Genomic DNA, 20,027 nt, shown 5'->3' with positions numbered 1-20,027 from the left:
TTCCCCAATTTCTCGAATCCATTTTGAGACATTTGAAAAAGAATTAGTGGGGGATTACAAAAAAATTAAGTCCTAGAATTAAGGTGGAGACATATGAATTTATATAATAGTTGCTACAATTTTTTGAGGAGGGTGATGGGTTAATAAAATATTAATCTTAATATTAAAATATATTCTTATTAAGAACTACACAACAGTAGCTAATAGAACGCCATTAAATAAGACGATTTATTGTACAGAGGTTTTTCGTAATCAAAAAATGTGTAAGTTTGGAGATGGAATTGAAGGGAATGAGAGGGGGAGAAATAAAAATAATTATCTCTTCCTAAGTTAATTATACCATGTAAATCAAGTTCGAAATAGACTGTTTATTCGTATTTACTCCTGCTACAATCAAGAACACATGCATAGTAAGGAGAGATGTTACATGAGTTCTTTCGTTCTCGATTTTCAGGAAATAGAAAACACGCAGCTTTCACTCGTTGGTGGAAAAGGTTTGAATTTAGGGGAGTTATCAAGCGTTCAAGGGATACAAGTGCCAGAAGGATTTTGTGTTACAACGGTAGGATATGAAAAGGCTATCGAGCAAAATGAGGATCTTCAAACTTTGTTGCAGCAGCTAACAAAGTTGAAAAAGGAAGAGCGAGCTCAAATTGGTAAAATGAGTAAGAAGATTAGAGAAGTCATTATGGCAGTACAAATCCCTACTGATGTAGTGGAAGCGGTAGCTCATTATCTCTCACGTTTTGGAAAGGAACATGCGTATGCCGTGCGTTCTAGTGCGACGGCTGAAGATTTACCGTATGCTTCATTTGCAGGTCAACAAGATACGTATTTAAATATTATCGGAGAAGAAGCGATTTTACAGCATGTAAGAAAGTGCTGGGCGTCTTTATTTACAGAGCGAGCAGTTATGTACCGCATGCAAAATGGTTTTGAACATAATCAAGTTTCTATATGTGTTGTCGTTCAAAAAATGGTTTTCCCTGAGGCTTCGGGCATTTTATTTACGGCTGATCCGGTTACTTCTAACCGAAAGGTGTTATCCATTGATGCCAGTTTTGGACTTGGTGAGGCATTAGTATCAGGATTGGTCTCTGCCGATAATTATAAAGTAAAAGAAGGCGAAATTACAGAAACGATGATAGCGACTAAAAAAAAAGCTATTTATGCTGTAAAAGAGGGCGGAACAGAGACGAAACAGATTGATCCAGCTCAGCAACAACTTCAAACATTGTCTGAACAACAAATTTTACAACTAGCAAGTATCGGAAGACAGATTGAAGCTTATTTTGGTTGTCCGCAAGATATTGAATGGTGTTTAGCCCATAATACATTTTATATTGTCCAAAGTCGCCCCATTACGACTTTATATCCAATTCCTGAAGAAAATGATGGGGGAAATCATGTATATATATCAGTTGGCCATCAACAAATGATGACTGATGCGATGAAACCACTTGGGTTATCTTTTTTCCTGTTAACGACTAATGCTCCTATGCGTAAAGCCGGAGGAAGGCTGTTTGTGGATGCTACGCAACAACTAGCTTCACCTGCTAGCAGAAATTACTTAATAAACACTTTAGGAAAATCAGATCCACTCGTAAGAGATGCATTAACGACTATAATCGAGCGAGATAATTTTATTACATTGTTGCCGGATGATGAAAAAGAAAAGATTGTTAGTAAAAATAAGCAACCTGCAAATTCGCAACCAGAAATCGAAAATGATCCGGCAATCGTTACGAATTTAATACAGAATAGTGAAGCATCAATCAAAGAGTTAAAACGAAACATGCAAATGAAATCAGGGGTGGATGTACTTGATTTTATTTTGGGAGACATCCAGCAATTAAAAAAAGTATTATTTAACCCGCAAAGTATCGCTGTTATTATGGCAGGAATGAATGCTTCAACATGGATGAATGAAAAAATGGAGCAATGGCTAGGCGAAAAAAATGCAGCAGACACGCTTTCTCAATCGGTACAAAATAATATTACATCTGAAATGGGTTTAGCATTAATGGATGTCGCTGATGTGATTCGGCCGTATCAAGAAGTTATTACGTATTTACAACATGTAGAAGATGATAGCTTTTTAAATGAACTAGTTCAGTTTAAAGGTGGAGAAGAAGCCCGAGATGCGATTCTAACTTTTCTAAATAAATACGGAATGAGATGTAGCGGAGAAATAGATATTACGAAAACGCGCTGGAGTGAAAAGCCAACTACAATTATCCCGATGATTATAAATAATATAAGAGATTTTGAATATGGCGCGAGTAAGCGGAAATTTGAAGCAGGACTGCAAGAAGCATTGAAAAAAGAAGAAGAGTTAATAGAGCGATTACAGCACTTGCCGGATAGTAAACAAAAAGTAGAAGAGACGAAGCAAATGATTCGTAATATACGTAATTTTATCGGTTATCGTGAATATCCAAAATACGGCATGATTAATCGTTATTTCATATATAAGCAGGCATTATTGAAAGAAGCTGAGCAACTTGTGCAGAGCGGTGTCATTCGTGAGGTCGATGATATATACTATTTAACTTTTGAAGAACTTCACGAAGTTGTTCGCACGAATAAACTAGATTACGAGCTGATACAAAAACAAAAAAATGATTACAAATTATATGAAAAACTAACGCCTCCTCGTATCATGACGTCTGACGGAGAAATCATTACAGGTAAATATAAACGAGAAAACCTCCCAGCTGATGCGATTGTAGGTTTGCCTGTTTCCTCAGGAGTGATTGAGGGAAGAGCTCGCGTTATTTTAAACATGGAAGAAGCGAATTTAGAAGAAGGAGATATATTAGTTACTGCGTTTACTGACCCTGGCTGGACACCATTATTTGTGTCTATAAAAGGGTTAGTCACTGAAGTTGGCGGACTTATGACGCACGGCGCAGTAATTGCACGTGAATACGGATTACCAGCAGTTGTCGGTGTGGAAAATGCTACGAAATTAATAAAAGACGGACAACGAATTCGGGTACATGGAACTGAAGGGTATATTGAAGTGGTGTAATGAAATAAAAGATCATCCGCTATTATAGTGGATGATCTTTTCATATATACTTGGCTTATTTCTTTAAACCAGCCGCATAAAAAGGCCCATGAACTGCGATTGTTGATAAAATGCGAGCAATTTCCTCAGGTGTTTCTTTTTGCCCGGTATTTAGCCATTGCTGAATCACACCAATATGAGCAGATGCCATATAAGAAGCTAAATATTGGCTTGGGACAAGTAAATTCTCTTTATGAATGAGAGCGCCATTCGTATCTTCAAATATTGTTTTCCACATAAAGTCTTTCAGTTTTGTTTGGAAAGATAAATCTCCTTTTGGACTTAATACAGCTTTCATAAAATCACTATTTTCATTTAGAAATTCAAGAATAGAAGTGATAAGTATAAACGGCATTGTTGGGGAAGGATTTGAACCAAGATCAGCAATCACTTCAGGTAATCTCTGTTTGGCAATGCTAGAAATTTTATACATAATTTCTTCTTGGCATTTCGTCATTAAATCAAATTTATCTTGATAATGCGCATAGAAAGTACCGCGATTAATGTTTGCTTTCGTTGTAATATCTTTTACTGTAATGGCGTCAAAACCTTTTTCTTCAATTAATTCTACCAATGCATTTCGTATGGCAGTTTTCGTACGAACAACACGTAAATCTACATTACTATCACGCAAAGCATGTCCCTCCTTCATTTTAGCCAACACATTTCAAAGATGTGTCTTATAACCGACACATTTATGATTTTTGATTATTGTATAAGGTGCAACTCGAACATATAATTCAAAATATAAATAAACAACACGTTGTTGGTTATTATAAATCAAATGTAAGGGGGAGAAAAGAAAATGTTTAAAAATAAACTTTTATTGTTATCACCAGTTATTGCACTACTTGTTGTTTTTATTTTTTCATTAACGTTATTTCCAACCGTTCAACCTCAGCCGAAAAACTTGCCAATCGCAATTGTAAATGAGGATCAAGGAGTAGAAATTCCGAACCAACCAAAGATGGATATGGGGCAAACGATTGTTGATAATATGAAAAAGACATCAAAATCAGAGGAAGAACCTGCGGTGAAGTGGGTAGAAGTGAAAAATAAAGAAGCAGTTCAAAAAGGCTTAAATAATCAAGAATATTACGCAGCATTAGTTATTCCGAAAGATTTTAGCACAAAGCAAGCATCATTACGAACACCACAGCCATCTTCGCCAGAGGTAGAAATATTCGTCAATCAAGGAATGAATACAGCAGCATCAACTATGGCTGGGCAAATGTTAAATGGGATAGTTGATAATATGAACAATACTGTTCGCGCGCAACTATTAGAAGGATTGAAAGCAAAAGGAGCAACATTAACAGCAGAGCAAGTTTCAAATGTAGTAACACCAATTGCAAAGAAAGTGACAAATGTGAACGAAATCGGCAAAAATAGTGCGAACGGTAACTCGCCAATGTCTTTATTTCAGCCGTTATGGATTGCCAGTTTAGCGAGCGCAGCAATTATCTTTATTGCGATAAGTAAAATGCCAGTAGGTACAAGAAAAGAAAGTTTCGTATTAAAACTAAAACAAATCGTAACAGGGGCTGTTGCGACACTTGTCATTGGGTTCGGTCTTACATGGATCGCGGATGGTATGGTAGGGTTAAATATTTCGAATTTCACAGATACGGCACTGTTTCTATCTATTACATCCTTTAGTTTCTTCTTAATGATATCGGCGGTACTTTCATTAGTTGGACTAAAGGGAATCGGTGTATTCGCTCTCTTACTATTCTTCGGGGCACCGTTATTATCGTTAGCACCGGAAATGTTATCACCATTTTATCAAGACTGGGTGTACGCATGGTTGCCAATGCGATTTATGATTGAAGGACTTAGAGAAATATTCTTCTTCGGAAAAGGGTTAAGCTGGAGTACACCTCTTACTGTACTCGTTTGGATTGGTGTAGTAAGTATGATTATTATTTTAGCGACTGTATTCAAACGTAGTGCAGTAAAGGAACATAAAACGGAAGTAAATGTATAAAAGATAAAAGCGTTTCACTAGGAGTGAAGCGTTTTTATCTTTTATTAACTTATAGGTTAAAGGGAATAAAAAAGTTCGGATTTGCAGTTCCTTTTTGTATACATGCTCCTGCTATTTAAAATTGCATAAAATGTTATGCGGAATAATGGAGGGGATACGATGTATAATTCGAATTATTATGATTCGTATAGGCAAAATGATAAGTTGATTCGTGATATTGAGAAAGCAATTAACGGAGAGTTTAGTGCTATAAATTGTTATGCGAAATTAGCTAATATGGCTCCAAATACGGCGGAACGAAATCAAATTCTTGAGATTCGTAACGATGAAATAAAGCATTTCCATCATTTTGTACAAATCTATACAAATTTAACGGGTCAGCAGCCGAAACCACAAATTACGGAAGAATGTCCAAATACGTACTTACAAGGATTAGAATTCGCAATACAAGATGAACAGAAGACAGTAGATTTTTATTTGGAAATTTCAGACGAAACATCGGATGCACAATTAAAAGAGTTGTTGCGCAGAATAGCTGCGGATGAACAAAATCATGCGGTGTGGTTTTTATATTACTTTGTGAAGACGAAGTGAAGTTAATTGGAAAATAGAAGGGAAAGTACCTTAGTCATATGTCACAACTGAGGTGCTTTTTCTTGTTTTTTATTGAATAATATGCTTGATTAGATAAATAATCATCTATTTTTGTATTCGGGAAAGAAATAGGAGTATTATGGCCTATAAGGGAGGTACAAACAAATGAAACGAGGGGTTATTGTAGATATTCCAAATGAATATGATAATTTACTTTGGAAAGTGTTAAAGCCAATTGATATTAATTCATTTGATTGGCGAGTGGAAAATGAGGAATCTTATTTCAGATTACCTGATGGATTAGGAACAGAATTATTTTCAGAAGATAACAAGGTAATGAGTGGATTAGAATTGAAAAAATTAATAAAAGACAACATATATTATCTCATTTTTGCAGATTTAAAAGCGTATCCAAAAGGAGAGGAAGTAGTAGATATTGAGACATATGAAGAATTTAAAGAGAGTAAGTGTGAATTAGTTTTACTAGTTTCGGATTGTACATACGTCACAATTTACGCTAAAGATCAAAAACAGATTGAATTGATGTATGAAAACGCAAGGAATCAAGGTTATTATGTTGAATACGTTACAGACGAAAATGACGGTAGAACGCGTTTATCAGTATGATAGCGATAGGAAAGGGGAACAGCGATATGGAGAGAAATACAGTTAAAGAATATACAATTCGAACTGCTACTGAAGAGGAAAGTGATAGTATAATCACTCTATTAAAAGAAGTAGCAGAATGGCTACAACATAAAGAAGTGGATCAGTGGCAGTATTTGTTAAGCGGAGAGGCTACAGCTGAAATACTAGAAGGTATAAGAGAGAAATATACATATGTGGTTACGAAAGGAGATGAAATTGTCGGTACGGTTACAGCATCTCCTAAACAAAATGAGTGGGATGAACATATTTTTGGTAAAGAGGAAGTTTCTAATTCATTATATATTCATAGATTTGCGGTGAAAAGGGAGTATAAGGGGAATGGAATAGGAGAATACATTTTACAGTGGGTAGATGAGAATATGCAAAGTGATAAACAGTATTTGAAGTTAGATTGTGTTGGACATAATCGTACGTTGAACGATTTTTATAAGAAAAACGGTTTTGAATATATCGGTAGTACGGATGGGCATAGTAAGTTTCAAAAGAGAAGGGGCAAGTAAATGAATCAAATTCATACAGATTTAGTTAAAAGGTTGATAGAGGAACAGTTTCCTAAATGGGCACATTTAGAAGTGAAACCTGTAAAGTTTAGTGGACATGATAATAGAACGTTTCATCTAGGGGATGAGATGAGTGTCAGATTGCCAAGTGATGCAGCATATGCACCGCAAGTAAAGAAAGAAAATAAGTGGCTACCTCTATTAAGTAAGGAACTTTCTTTACCGATTTCTACACCAGTTGCGAAAGGAAATCCATCGGAAGGGTATCCATTGTCTTGGTCTATTAATAAGTGGATAGAAGGGGATACTGTTACGAAACAAAATGTTCGTGACCTAAATGAATTTGCGGCGGATTTAGGATCATTCTTAGTGGAATTGCAATCCATTGATGCGAGTAACGGACCGATAGCCGGAGCGCATAATTTTTACAGAGGCGGGCTTATATCTGTATATGATGAAGAGGCGAGAGGCGCTATCGAAAATAATAAGGACGTTTTTGATGAAACTGTATTAAAGCATCTTTGGGATTTAGCCCTTCAGTCAACGTGGGAGCGTAAACCAGTTTGGGTTCATGGAGATGTTGCACCTGGAAACTTACTTGTTAAGGACGGAAAGCTTTGTGCCGTAATTGATTTTGGTATTTTAGGAGTAGGCGATCCAGCTTGTGATGCAGCGATGGCATGGACATTTTTTGATAAGAATAGCAGAAATGTATTTCAAGAAGTATTGCAAATAGATGAAGAAACGTGGAATAGAGCAAGAGGGTGGGCACTTTGGAAAGCGTTAATTACATATGATGCGAATAAGACTAGTGATAAGGCAGTTGCAGAAGAATCGTATCGTGTTATTCAAGTGATTGTGGATGATTATGAGAGGTAGTAGAAAAAGCCTATTTTAAAATAGGCTTTTTCATATGATGAAATATTAGAAACTGAAAGAAGGAATCTAATGTAATTATACAGAATATTTAGATAATAGGGGGTGTCGAATTTTGAGTGAAATTGAATTAAAAAGGAATGTAATTAAGACAGGGAGTGAGAAGAGGATCATTCTTCGCTTTATACTCGCTAGTCTAGTTGGGGTGTTTATGTTTTTCGTACCAGTTACGATAAACGGTGCTTCGTCCATTATGATTGATCATATCGTATCATGGATCAGGACTTCGGTTCCGAGCGTCGTACCTTATTATGCACTACTCGTTATGATAATGGGTGCGATTTATCCGTTTTATACGAAAAAATGGAATGCATCTCTCGTAGACATTTGTTTTTCAATTTTAAAAGTAGTTGGCGTCGTTTTTGGTGTATTATATTGCGTGAAAGTAGGGCCGGCATGGTTCTTTGCACAAGATGTAGGGACGTTTTTGTATGAAAAACTAGTCATATCGGTAAGTTTACTCGTTCCAATTGGCTCGGCTTTTTTAGCGTTATTAGTCGGGTACGGATTACTTGAATTTATCGGTACGTTTTGCCGTCCCATTATGAGGCCGTTATGGAAAACACCAGGACGATCAGCAATCGATGCGGTTGCTTCTTTTGTGGGGAGTTATTCGTTGGCTTTATTAATTACAAATCGCGTGTATAAAGAAGGTAAGTATACGACAAAAGAAGCAGCTATTATTGCTACAGGTTTTTCTACAGTATCCGCAACATTTATGATTATCATCGCAAAAACATTAGACATTATGCATGTATGGAATGTTTATTTTTGGACTACTCTCGTTGTAACATTCATCGTAACTGCTATCACCGTAAGACTCCCGCCTCTTAGTAGAAAACCAGATACATATGTAACAGAAGAAGGATTCCCAGAGCCCGTTTATAAAGAGAAAATGTTAGAACGCGCTTGGGAAGATGCGCTAGAAGTATCGAAATCTGCACCGAGTATTATGAAAAACATCGCAGTAAATTTAAAAGATGGATTTATTATGACGATGGGGATTTTGCCATCTATTATGTCAGTAGGATTAATTGGTATCGTCTTAGCGAAATTCACGCCAATATTTGATTGGATCAGTTATATTTTCTATCCATTTACGTGGGCTTTACAGCTTCCAGAAGCTGAACTAGCTGCTAAAGCCGCATCCGTTGGTATCGCAGAAATGTTTTTACCTTCTCTTTTAGTTGTAAGTGCACCACTTGTGACAAAGTTTGTCATTGGGGTTGTTTCGGTATCATCTATATTGTTTTTCTCAGCTTCCATTCCTTGTATTTTATCGACGGACATCCCGTTAAAAGTATCGGAACTTATAATTCTCTACGTACAAAGAACGATATTAACGTTACTTATTATTACGCCGGTTGCTTATTTGTTGCTTTAAAGTTTTAATAAGATAAATTTATAACAAAAGAAGCCTTCTGTAAAAGGAAGGCTTCTTTTGATTAAAAGCTTGGTATTTTTATTTGTTTTTCGTATATGACGTAATGCTTCTTAAGAAGATTCCTAATCCTGCAAAAAAGAATCCTAAGCATAATAAGCTGCCTGGCGTTCCCCAAGTAATTTGATCTAGCATTTTTATCCCCTCCCGTTTATCATTATATAGTATTTATTGGAAATTATCAAAATTTTCCTTTTTAAAGGTTATTGATGAGCCTTCCCGACGTATACGAGAAGAATATATTGGAAAAGGAATTTTAAAAAAATATTCTATTATCCTTATAAAACGTTTTATTTTCATATGATATAGTAACAACAAAGGGGGCTTTCAAATGGAAATCATTCACGAAAGAGCAAAGTTACGGTTAATAGAGAGTGAGGATGTCGAAACTTTGTTTTCGATTGTAGAAGGAAATCGGGGTATTTGGGCGTATTTAATCTCTAAAATGGATAGTGTTCAAGATATGCAGCAATATGTTCAAAAAGCGATACGGGGTTATGGGAAGGGGTCTCAAATACCTTTCGTTGTAGTAGATCAACAGACGAATATGATTGTAGGAAGTACACGTTTATATAATATTTCAGTAGAAGATAAAACAGTAGAGTTAGGGCAGACTTGGTATCATCCAAGTGTACAACGTACGAGTATTAATACAGAGTGTAAGTATATGCTTCTTCAGTATGCTTTTGAAAAATTGCATATGTTGAGAGTACAAATTAAGACGGATGCAAGAAATGAAAAAGCACAACGAGCAATTGAACGTTTAGGAGCAGTTAAAGAGGGCGTGCTTAGAAATGAAAGAAAATTGCCAAACGGTCATGTGAGAGATGCGGTTGTGTATAGTATGATTGCAAGCGAATGGCCAGTAGTGAAAGCTCATTTGTTGGAAAAATTAGAATTGTATAAAGAAAAGTTATAATTCGTGTTTTGAAAGGTATATTGTTCGTAATACATGAAAAATATACCTTTTTTCTTACAAAATGCTACTTTATTTTAATTACTTTTGTTTCATCGTTCCCTTCTGAGAAAAAATTCGTTACAATGTAGTTGTATGGTAATAAACTTATGAATTTAAAACATGTAATGAAAACCGCAAATGAAAATGAATTGATAATCCTCAATTTTAAATGAAAACCCTTTTATACATAAATAACAAGTAAAGTTCCTTCTTTTAAATAAACTCAAACAAAACGATTTGATATAAATGTTTTTTATAGAAGTATGGATGATGTACGGAGGCAATTACAAATGAAAGAAAATAAGAAAAGTAAGAAAAGACGAATCTTTCAAGTATTTTTACTAATGATTTGTTCTGCTATTTTATATGTAAGTTATGCAGCTTACGATATTTGGAGCTATCGTTTTAAAACAGACGATAGTGTGAAAACGGATGCTGGTATCGTACTAGGGGCGGCTTCTTGGAACGGAAAACCATCCCCTGTATTTAAAGAAAGAATTAATCATGCGATTTCTTTATATAAGAACGGAAACATTAAAAAGATTATTTTTACGGGTGGTACAAAGTTTGAGGCAGAACTTGAGGAAGCGCGTACTGCAAGAGTATATGCAATGAAACAAGGTGTAAAAGACGAAGATATTTTAATTGAAACAAAATCCCTTTTCACGGAAGAAAACTTAAAGAATGCGAAGGAAGTTGGACTAGAGAACGGAATACGCACATACACGATTGTAAGTGATCCACTTCATATGAAACGCGCAATGAGAATCGCAAAACATATTAATATTGAAGCGTATGCTTCACCAACGCCGACATCAGCATATAAAACGTTAGACACAGAAATTCCATTCTTCTTTAAAGAATTATTCTCGTATATTGGATATGTAACCTCTTTGCCATTAAAGGCATTAAAGGGAGACTAACATAAGAAAAGAACCTATCTTTAAATAGGAACTTTTCTTATTAGTCAAAAACATTGTATTTTTATCGGAATAGTGAAACAATAGAGAGGTAGCTTCATATAATCATAATGAAAAAGTGAGCGGTTGATGAATCGAACATAAAGGAGATTATAGTATGGCACTCTCATTTGTTGAAACAGAAGAACAATCTTTCATTATTACACAAATAAATAAATTGATTCCGAAGTTCATGGAAAGGGAGCATCAACTAAGTGAATTAGGATCATTTCCGTATGAAAATATAAGTGATTTGAAAGATATCGGATATACGAAATTAACGTTACCGAAGGAATTTGGTGGTAGTGCGATTTCTTTATATGACTTCGTTTTATTTCAAGAGAAAATCGCGGAAGGCTGCGGAGCTACTGCATTATCGATTGGCTGGCATCTTGGCATTGTGAAAGAGCTAGCGGAAAATCGCTCTTGGAATGATGAGATGTTCAAATGGTTTTGCGAAGAAGTGCGTAACGGTGCACTCTTTAACAGGGCAGCAACAGAACCAAAGACAGGGAGTCCGACGCGCGGCGGCAAACCAGAAACAATAGCGGTTCAACAAGGCGAGAAGTGGGTTATAAACGGAAGGAAAACCTTTACAACGATGGCGCCAATACTTGATTATTTTATTATTTCAGCGAGTATGGAAGGCCGAGATGAAGTTGGTGAGTTTGTTATTCCAAGAAATACACTCGGTGTATCCATTGAAGAAACGTGGGATAGCGTTGCGATGCGAGGAACCGCTAGTCACGACCTTGTCTTACAAAATGCGGAGATAGAAAACCGCTTTTTTACAGATATAAAGGGCGGAAAAGTGAAACAAAAGGGTATTGGCTGGTTGCTACATATACCAGCATGTTATTTAGGAATTGCACAAGCAGCAAGAAATTATGCAGTTCAATTTGCGGGATCATACAAGCCAAATAGTTTAAATCATTCTATTAGTTTATTGCCGAATGTTAGAAGATTAGTTGGAGAATTAGAACTTGAGCTTATGCAAGCTCGCGTCTTTTTATATCAAATTGCGAAAAAGTACGATGAGGCAGAAGATAAACTATCACTGCAAGCAGAATTAGCAGCAGTGAAATATGCCGTAACGAATGCGGCGATATCAATTGTAGATAAAGCAATGCGCATCGTGGGGGCAAAAAGTTTATCAGAAAAAAATCCACTTCATCGTTACTACTTAAACGTCAGAGCAGGATTACATAATCCGCCGATGGATGATGTAACACTGTCTATGTTAGCGGATGCGGCGTTTCGGTCGTAGTTTTTAAAGCTTACATTTTATTGTTTATGGATATTATAGTTGTTTCGAAAGCACGGATTTGATTACTAATCAAACCCGTGCTTTTTATGTGTACGACGTATCAAATTGAGATGAGATTGTTAATAGAAATTGTTATCATGATTTTGGATTGTTATTGGCTGAAAGAATATTTATTGTAATGTTCGTTTGGCAACTTTTAATCCCAAATTAAAGGTCTTTCCAAGTTTACCATTCGTAAATATTGTAAAAATTGACCTGCATGGACCGCATCATGATAGGCAATTCGTAATAGCATGTCGCCTAAATATCTTTGATAGCCAACATCGCTTCGATCAATAAGGGTTGAATCTAGCTCAGCTATGCTTATGGATTGAACATATTCTATGAAGTCAGTAAAGTATACTTGTGCCAATTCAATTTCTTTTTTTACACAAGTAATTGGCTCGTCATCATACGGGAAATGTATATCATGTATTGAGCCGTTGTTTTTTAAAATCATATGATAGTAAAAAGTTGAGGCCCAAACATGACGAATCATCTCACCGAAGGTCATGGCCTCATGATCAGGCTTCCAATTAAGAAAATTATCGGGAAGAGAATTCCATAATTTTTCTGAGCGCCTTCTCGTTTCTTTCAAATTTAATATACTAAGATCAATTGCATTCATAATACGTTCTCCTTTACTATTAAACTTAAAATAATTGTATCAGTTTAATAGTTAGGGTATCATCGAAATATGAATGTATATCCGAATATCTCATATATAGCCAAACTAATTGCTGAACCTACAAGAGCAATTATCTTAGATTGTTTAATGAACAATCAGGCACTACCTGCTAGCGAATTAGCTTATATGGCAAAGGTGTCACATCCAACGATTAGTTCTCATCTTTCTAAATTAGTAGAGGGGAATCTACTTACAGTTGAGCAACATGGTAGACATCGTTACTATCGACTTGCTAATCAAGAGGTAGCAGAGGTTCTTGAAAAGTTAGGAACAATCGCACCAACAGTCCAAGTTCGTTCTTTAAAACAATCGAATCAACTAAAACAAGTTCGTTATGCTCGAACTTGCTATGATCATCTTGCAGGCAAACTCGGTGTAGAGATAACCGAAAAATTATTAGATAAGGAATTTATCATTTTAGAGAAAGGAGAATACATTGTAACGGAACAAGGTAAGCACTGGTTTCTGAATTTTGGAATAAATATTGAAGCGGCAGATATAAAGAGAAGAATATTTGCAAAACCTTGTCTTGATTGGAGTGAACGACGCTACCATATTTCTGGTTGGTTAGGATCTGCAATAGCAAAAGTATTTTTTGAACAGGAATGGATTACAAAAACAGATAAGAATCGGGCTGTTCATCTTACAACAAAAGGTATGAAGTTCTTGAAAGACCAATTAGACATTGACATGGAAAATAAAAAAGTCCATCAAAATGCAATGCCTCCTGTCGAGTAAACGGCATGAAATAACCTGAGTTCTATATTTATATAGACTCAGGTTATTTCATTTCTTTTAAAATTTTTGAGGCAATTCTATTAAATTAGTAATCATATTACTTAAAAATTATGCGTAAGAATATAGTAGATGAAGGGAGATATAAAATGAATAAAGTGAAACTGAAAGTATTGAATGTAAGATATGTAGTGGTATGTATTTTATTCACGATTATATGTATCCTCACTTCATTCGTCATTTCTAGTAATTCTAGCGTATTTAAATCATATTATATGAATCAGTTATTAGGAACGAATTCTACTAAAGGTCTTATGTATATGATAGGAAGTGAAAATCGTTATTTTGCAGAAGAATTTCATAAAGAAAAAGGACGAGCGTCTTTAGAATCTTTTTTACTATCACTTTCTACAAACATTAATGTAAATGATCTCCGAAGTTTATTAACCCGGGAAATTCCTAATATGAATCAATTTTATTCGGAAATATTAATTGCTGGGGAAGGAACAGATTATACGAACATTCCTGAAGAATCTAGTATTCCTTTAGATAAAATTAAAGATAAAGGCACTGCTATTGAGCACCCAAAGAGTGAGAAAGAAAACAATTCTACCGGTGAAAATTCAAATACAAAAAATAACAGTGAAAATAAAGTTTTTATTTATCATACACATAGTTGGGAATCGTTTATTCCTCTTATTCCAGGTGCTACTGTACCCGATGATGCTTCCAGTACAAATAATGAAGTGAATATTACGTTTGTTGGAAACTATTTAAAACAAAAATTAGAAGAAAAAGGAATAGGTGTTTCACATGATACGACAAATATGAGGGATTTTCTGCGGAATAAAAATTTAAATTGGGCCCAATCTTACAAAGGATCCCGTCAAATATTACAAGATAAATTAACGCAAGATAAAAATATTATGTTCCCAATGGACCTCCATAGAGATGATGCACGAAAAAATACTACAACAAAAAATATTAACGGAAAAAATTATGCTCGGCTCTATTTCATTTTAGGGCGAGAGAATCCTAACTTTGAAAAAAATAAAAAAATAGTAACGGCAATCAATTCATATTTAGATGAAAAGTATTACGGTTTAAGCCGAGGCATTTTTATTAAGGATCGTAAAAGCGGGAACGGAGTATATAATCAAGACCTTTCTCCCAATGCATTATTGATTGAAATGGGAGGGGTAGATAATACACCAGAAGAATTATATGCTTCCGTTGATGCATTAGTAGAAGCATTTAGCCATTATTATAATGAAGTAACTAAGAAGAATAACTAAAATAAAAAGGAGTGACACCTAGTTGGAAATTCTAGAGGTTACTCTTTTTTAGAATATAAAATCACCAATAGGTGTTAGTAGTTAAAAAATCTTTCTTTTCATTCTTCTTTTTATAGTTTTATAGGAGAATGCTATGCTTCTTATTTCACCTACTGTATAATAAGAAAAAAGCACGAAAAGAGGTTATCTCATGCTAGAGGTTATTGCAACATGTTTAGAAGATGTGAAACGAATTGAACGAGCTGGCGGGAAGCGAATTGAATTAATTTCATCTTATACAGAAGGCGGTTTAACGCCGAGTTATGCATTTATTAAAAAAGCGGTAGAAGCAGTACATATACCGATTCACGTTATGATTCGCCCGCATGCGAAGTCTTTTACATATACGGAAGAAGAAATTGAAATGATGAAGGAAGATATTATCATTGCACAGAGGTTAGGTGCAGCTGGTGTTGTATTAGGTGTATTAAATGAACAAAATGAAGTGGATGAAAAGAAATTAGCAGATTTACTATCTGTTGTAGATGGAATAAATGTAACGTACCACCGTGCGATAGATGATATAGAAAATCCGGTAGAAGCGATGAGAACTTTAAAGAAGTTTCATAAAGTGACTCACGTTTTAACTTCAGGTGGACAAGGAAATATAGTAGAGAATATTCCGGTACTTACAGAAATGCAAAAGGTAAGCGATGGTCAAATTCAACTTGTAGTTGGAGCTGGAGTAACGAAAGAAAATATAAAGCAATTACTAGATGAAACTGGAATCACGCAAGCGCATGTCGGTACAGCGGTAAGAGAAGGGAAATCATGTTTTTCTGACATTGATCTTAATTTAGTACAAAAATTAGTTCAAATCATACAATAAATAATAAAGAAAGAGGAGAAACGATGAAGGAAAATACGAAGAAAGAATTATTCTCATGGGCTAAAACGATAGGGTTTACCCTTGTATTAATCGTTATTATTCGAGGTGTTTTATTTACACCTTCATTAGTACAAGGTGAATCGATGATGCCTACTTTAGAAAATAACGAACGAGTTCTCGTGAATAAGATTGGTTATAGTATAAGTGGATTAGATCGCTTTGATATTATCGTCTTCCACGGAAAAGAAGGATATGATTTAGTAAAACGAGTAATTGGTTTACCAGGCGATACAGTTGAGTATAAAAATGATGTGTTATATGTAAACGGAAAAGCGATGGAAGAACCATATTTAAAAGAGTTTAAAGAAAAAGCAGCAGGCCGTGTATTAACTCCAGACTTTACGTTAGAACAAATCACAGGAAAAACGAAAGTGCCAGAAGGCCAAGTGTTTGTTTTAGGAGATAACCGTGAAGTTTCGAAAGACGGTCGTATGTTCGGATTTATTTCAGAAGATGAGATTGTCGGAAAAGGACAAGCTGTTTTCTGGCCGTTGAAACAAGTAAGAGCGTTATAAACAGAAAGTATGGAAGAAAATATTCTTCCATACTTTTTTTGTGCGCTATTTATATATATCGAGTCATAGGCTTGAAAAAAATATTGATAGAATTGAAAGAATATTTTATAATTTTAAATTATATATTTGTTTCGGAAAATGGAATTTAAGTTCCGAAATTCGGAACGAGAGGGAGATAGAATGAGTATAAATAAAACGGCAGTTAAGACAATGGATATTTTAGAGTTGTTTTATGAGCATGAAGAGCTAAGTTTAACAGAGATGGTTCAGCTAACGAGTATGCCGAAAACATCTGTTTATCGTTTAATTGGCTCGTTAGAAGAAATGGAGTTTTTACAAAAAAATGAGAAGGGGAAATATCGACTCGGAGTCGTTTTTTTACGATTTGGTCAACTTGTTTCGCAAAGATTATCAGTAAGAAATATTGCGATTCCGTATATGAAAGAGCTTAGAGATAGTTTAGGGCAGGCAGTTAATTTAATTATTCAAGATGGTAATGATGCGATTTATGTGGAAAAGATGGAAGGTGTTCAGCCTGTACGCGTGTATACGGCGGTTGGAAGAAGAGCGCCGCTTTATGCGGGTGCATGTCCGAGAATATTGCTATCGTATTTTTCAGAGCAAGAGAAACAGAATTACATAGAGGAAACGGATTTAAAACAGTTTGCAGATGGAACAATCGTGGATAAGGAGCAATTGCTAGAAGTGTTACAAATGGCGAAAAAGGAAGGACATACAATTAGCTATTCTGAGTTAGAAAACCATACAGCCGCTATAGCAGCGCCCATTTTTGCAAGTGATGGAACGGTTGTAGCAGGCATTAGTATTTCGGGATTAGCAATTGAGTATAACGAAAGTAATATTGCATATTTTATTGTGAAAGTGAAAGAAACAGCACGTCGCATTTCGAAAGAACTCGGCTTTTTGGCATAGAAAGAGGGAGTGGGATGAAATTTTCTGCGTTAGGGGATCAAGCAATTATTGTTACATTTGGTGAAGAAATTGGTATGGATACATACGAAAAAGTGCAGCGATTGTTTCAAGCGTTAGGGCGGCATCCGTTTACAGGAATGGTTGAGTGTGTACCATCTTTCACCTCGTTAGCGGTCTACTACAATGTATACGAAGTATGGAAGCGAAATGCGAGAAGTGAAGGATCATATCATTACGTTTGCCGGTATATACAGGAGCTTTGTAATTCGTATCAAGAAGAATTACATCAAGGTGTGAAACATCTTTCTATACCTGTTTGCTACGGAGGAGAATATGGACCTGATTTGGAAGAGGTCGCGCATGATAGAGGATTACGAGTGGAGGATGTCATTCGCATACATAGTGAAACGACATATTTTGTGTATATGTTAGGTTTTACACCAGGGTTCCCGTATTTAGGAGGACTATCAAAAGAACTAGAAACACCTAGAAAAGAAACACCACGGTTACAAATACCTGCTGGTTCGGTAGGGATTGGCGGAAATCAAACAGGTATATATCCGCTTGAAACACCGGGTGGATGGAATATTATTGGCCGAACACCAATCTCCTTATTTAATCCGGAAGAAGAAACACCAACATATATTCAAAGCGGTATGTACTTAAGATTTATCCCAATAACGAAGGAAGAGTACGTATCACTTGAGGGGGCCAAAGAATGGATGTAGAAGTTTTGCATGCAGGGATGTTTACAACAGTCCAAGATTTAGGGCGAACTCATTATCAACAATACGGTGTACCAGTTGGCGGGGCCATGGATCAAAGTGCACTTCGGATAATTAATATGTTAGTCGGTAATGAAGAGAATGAAGCGGGACTCGAAATGACAATTATGGGACCTAAATTGTTAATAAAGAAAACGACTTTACTTGCGATTGGCGGAGCTGATATGGAACCGTTACTGAATGGGAAACGTATTCCATTGTGGCGTCCCATTTTAGCAGAAGAAGGTAGCATGCTTTGCTTCGGAAAAGTGAAAAGTGGTTGCAGAGCATATGTAACTTTTGCAGGTGGTATACAGATTGATCGCATAATGGGCAGCAAAAGTACTTACATACGTGCAGCGATTGGTGGTATGGAAGGGAGAATGCTGAAAAAAGGAGATTATTTTCAAATTGGTACGCAGACAGAAATGGCGAGTCGTTTTATTCAAGACTTACAAAAGAGAGAGCAAATCAAAATAAACTGGGCAATTAGCAGCAGCATAAGGCCAAAGTATAAGAAATATCCTAAGCTTCGCGTCATAACTAATTTTGAATATGATCAATTTACAGAAGAAAGTAAAAAGGCATTTTTTACGAAAGAGTATAAAGTATCTAATTACGCTGATCGTATGGGCTATAGAGTTGAAGGAGAAGTTTTAAATAGAGTGGAAGAAAAAGAGATTTTATCGAGTCCTGTTACATTTGGGACCATTCAAGTGCCGAATGGCGGACAGCCAATTATATTAATGGCAGATAGGCAAACGACGGGCGGATATCCGAGAATGGGAAATATCATTTCAGTAGATTTACCTCTTCTTGCTCAGTTAAAACCAGGGGACTATGTTTCATTTGAGAAAATTACGTTGGAAGAAGCGGAACAATTGTATATAGAACAAGAAGTAAATATAAATCTATTAAAGAAATTCATCGCTTTACGAAGCTGACATTAGGAGGGTAACATCGTGACGACAATCGATTTAAACTGTGATTTAGGAGAAAGTTTTGGAGCTTATAAAATGGGGAATGATGATGAAATTCTTCCGTTCGTTTCCTCTATAAACATTGCTTGTGGTTTTCATGCGGGAGATCCGACTGTAATGAGGAAAACGGTCGAAAAGGCACTGCAGCACAACGTAGCAATTGGCGCGCATCCTGGTTTTCCTGATTTAATTGGATTTGGAAGAAGAAATATGAACGTTTCAGCAAGTGAAGTTTACGACTATGTATTGTATCAAACCGGTGCATTAGATGCTTTTGTGAAAGCAGCTGGCGGGAAGATGCATCATGTGAAACCGCACGGTGCTCTATATAATATGGCGGCGACTAATCCGGAAATTGCAGATGCAATTACGAAGGCAATTTATCATAGCAATCCAAATCTAATACTTTACGGATTAGCAAATAGCGAGGCATTTATACAGGCTGCGGAAAAATATAATATAACTCTCGTACAAGAAGCTTTTGCAGATCGTACGTATAAGCAAGATGGGACATTAACGAGCCGTACGGAAGAGAATGCACTTATAAAAAATGAAGACGAAGCGATAAAGCAAGTGCTTCAAATGGTGAAAGAAGGCTACGTAAACGCAGTGAACGGAGAGAAAGTAGCAGTTCACGCGAAAACAATCTGTTTACATGGTGATGGAGAGAAAGCAGTGCAATTTGCGAAGAGAATATACAGAACATTCGAACTTAATGGCATTTCTATTTGTGCACCGAAGTAAAAATATGAGGGGAAGTGTTGGA

At 35.8% G+C, this 20,027-nt stretch carries 20 protein-coding genes; 18 read left to right on the top strand and 2 right to left on the bottom strand.

Annotated elements, in window-relative coordinates:
• The first annotated feature begins 427 nt into the window (after nucleotides 1-427).
• On the top strand, nucleotides 428-3,034 hold the full coding sequence (gene ppsA / locus ACZ76X_RS02965) for a phosphoenolpyruvate synthase (RefSeq protein ID WP_479849484.1): 2,607 nt from the start codon (nucleotides 428-430) through the stop codon (nucleotides 3,032-3,034).
• Nucleotides 3,035-3,089: 55 nt separating this feature from the next.
• Here the strand turns inward: ppsA and ACZ76X_RS02960 are convergent, their stop codons facing one another.
• Complete coding sequence (locus ACZ76X_RS02960; protein WP_479849483.1) at nucleotides 3,090-3,707, bottom strand: TetR/AcrR family transcriptional regulator; 618 nt, start codon at nucleotides 3,705-3,707, stop codon at nucleotides 3,090-3,092.
• Nucleotides 3,708-3,878: 171 nt separating this feature from the next.
• Here ACZ76X_RS02960 and ACZ76X_RS02955 point away from each other — a divergent pair, with 171 nt between their 5' ends.
• From ACZ76X_RS02955 to ACZ76X_RS02915, 9 genes are all read left to right on the top strand, one after another.
• Nucleotides 3,879-5,060 (top strand): YhgE/Pip domain-containing protein, encoded by a 1,182-nt coding sequence (locus ACZ76X_RS02955; protein ID WP_479849482.1) that lies wholly within the window; start codon nucleotides 3,879-3,881, stop codon nucleotides 5,058-5,060.
• A gap of 159 nt (nucleotides 5,061-5,219) precedes the next feature.
• Nucleotides 5,220-5,654: a ferritin-like domain-containing protein gene (locus tag ACZ76X_RS02950; RefSeq protein ID WP_479849481.1), complete on the top strand. Its 435-nt coding sequence runs from the start codon at nucleotides 5,220-5,222 to the stop codon at nucleotides 5,652-5,654.
• 165 nt (nucleotides 5,655-5,819) lie between these two features.
• Nucleotides 5,820-6,281 (top strand): DUF2691 family protein, encoded by a 462-nt coding sequence (locus tag ACZ76X_RS02945; protein ID WP_479849480.1) that lies wholly within the window; start codon nucleotides 5,820-5,822, stop codon nucleotides 6,279-6,281.
• A 26-nt stretch (nucleotides 6,282-6,307) separates the two neighbouring features.
• Nucleotides 6,308-6,823, top strand: a complete 516-nt coding sequence (locus ACZ76X_RS02940) for a GNAT family N-acetyltransferase (RefSeq protein WP_479849479.1) — start codon at nucleotides 6,308-6,310, stop codon at nucleotides 6,821-6,823.
• A complete protein-coding gene (locus ACZ76X_RS02935; protein ID WP_479849478.1) occupies nucleotides 6,824-7,702 on the top strand; it encodes an aminoglycoside phosphotransferase family protein in 879 nt (292 codons plus the stop codon).
• A 112-nt stretch (nucleotides 7,703-7,814) separates the two neighbouring features.
• Nucleotides 7,815-9,143 carry a YjiH family protein gene (locus ACZ76X_RS02930; protein WP_479849477.1) on the top strand — a complete coding sequence of 443 codons (1,329 nt, stop codon included), beginning with the start codon at nucleotides 7,815-7,817 and terminating at the stop codon, nucleotides 9,141-9,143.
• A gap of 388 nt (nucleotides 9,144-9,531) precedes the next feature.
• Nucleotides 9,532-10,119, top strand: coding sequence for a GNAT family N-acetyltransferase (locus ACZ76X_RS02925; protein WP_479849476.1), 588 nt, complete (start codon nucleotides 9,532-9,534; stop codon nucleotides 10,117-10,119).
• A 329-nt stretch (nucleotides 10,120-10,448) separates the two neighbouring features.
• Nucleotides 10,449-11,081 carry a YdcF family protein gene (locus ACZ76X_RS02920; RefSeq protein ID WP_097907989.1) on the top strand — a complete coding sequence of 211 codons (633 nt, stop codon included), beginning with the start codon at nucleotides 10,449-10,451 and terminating at the stop codon, nucleotides 11,079-11,081.
• Nucleotides 11,082-11,235: 154 nt separating this feature from the next.
• Nucleotides 11,236-12,384 (top strand): acyl-CoA dehydrogenase family protein, encoded by a 1,149-nt coding sequence (locus tag ACZ76X_RS02915; RefSeq protein WP_479849475.1) that lies wholly within the window; start codon nucleotides 11,236-11,238, stop codon nucleotides 12,382-12,384.
• Nucleotides 12,385-12,580: 196 nt separating this feature from the next.
• Here the strand turns inward: ACZ76X_RS02915 and ACZ76X_RS02910 are convergent, their stop codons facing one another.
• Nucleotides 12,581-13,051, bottom strand: coding sequence for a DinB family protein (locus ACZ76X_RS02910; RefSeq protein WP_479849474.1), 471 nt, complete (start codon nucleotides 13,049-13,051; stop codon nucleotides 12,581-12,583).
• 69 nt (nucleotides 13,052-13,120) lie between these two features.
• Between ACZ76X_RS02910 and ACZ76X_RS02905 the strand changes: the two genes are divergently transcribed.
• The 8 genes from ACZ76X_RS02905 to pxpA all read left to right on the top strand — a co-directional run bounded on the left by ACZ76X_RS02905 (nucleotide 13,121) and on the right by pxpA (nucleotide 20,005).
• Nucleotides 13,121-13,849, top strand: coding sequence for an ArsR/SmtB family transcription factor (locus ACZ76X_RS02905; protein WP_479849473.1), 729 nt, complete (start codon nucleotides 13,121-13,123; stop codon nucleotides 13,847-13,849).
• A gap of 146 nt (nucleotides 13,850-13,995) precedes the next feature.
• Nucleotides 13,996-15,141, top strand: a complete 1,146-nt coding sequence (locus tag ACZ76X_RS02900; RefSeq protein WP_479849472.1) for a stage II sporulation protein P — start codon at nucleotides 13,996-13,998, stop codon at nucleotides 15,139-15,141.
• A 190-nt stretch (nucleotides 15,142-15,331) separates the two neighbouring features.
• Entirely contained in the window at nucleotides 15,332-16,009 is a 678-nt protein-coding gene (locus tag ACZ76X_RS02895) for a copper homeostasis protein CutC (RefSeq protein ID WP_479849471.1), read from the top strand.
• Between the two features lie 23 nt (nucleotides 16,010-16,032).
• Nucleotides 16,033-16,584: a signal peptidase I gene (gene lepB / locus ACZ76X_RS02890; RefSeq protein WP_098671161.1), complete on the top strand. Its 552-nt coding sequence runs from the start codon at nucleotides 16,033-16,035 to the stop codon at nucleotides 16,582-16,584.
• A gap of 180 nt (nucleotides 16,585-16,764) precedes the next feature.
• Nucleotides 16,765-17,517, top strand: a complete 753-nt coding sequence (locus tag ACZ76X_RS02885; RefSeq protein ID WP_479849470.1) for an IclR family transcriptional regulator — start codon at nucleotides 16,765-16,767, stop codon at nucleotides 17,515-17,517.
• Between the two features lie 14 nt (nucleotides 17,518-17,531).
• A complete protein-coding gene (pxpB, locus tag ACZ76X_RS02880; RefSeq protein WP_479849469.1) occupies nucleotides 17,532-18,245 on the top strand; it encodes a 5-oxoprolinase subunit PxpB in 714 nt (237 codons plus the stop codon).
• The gene (locus tag ACZ76X_RS02875; RefSeq protein ID WP_479849468.1) at nucleotides 18,236-19,225 is read left to right on the top strand and encodes a 5-oxoprolinase subunit C family protein; all 990 of its coding nucleotides are present in this window, start codon (nucleotides 18,236-18,238) and stop codon (nucleotides 19,223-19,225) included. The genes pxpB and ACZ76X_RS02875 overlap by 10 nt, the downstream gene beginning before the upstream one ends.
• An 18-nt stretch (nucleotides 19,226-19,243) precedes the next feature.
• On the top strand, nucleotides 19,244-20,005 hold the full coding sequence (pxpA, locus tag ACZ76X_RS02870) for a 5-oxoprolinase subunit PxpA (RefSeq protein ID WP_479849467.1): 762 nt from the start codon (nucleotides 19,244-19,246) through the stop codon (nucleotides 20,003-20,005).
• The last annotated feature ends 22 nt before the right edge of the window (nucleotides 20,006-20,027 follow it).

This window comes from Bacillus sp. BC05(2025), from assembly GCF_056725905.1.
The sequence above is the reverse complement of the archived record's forward strand: the minus strand, read 5'-3'. Positions and strand labels throughout refer to the sequence as shown.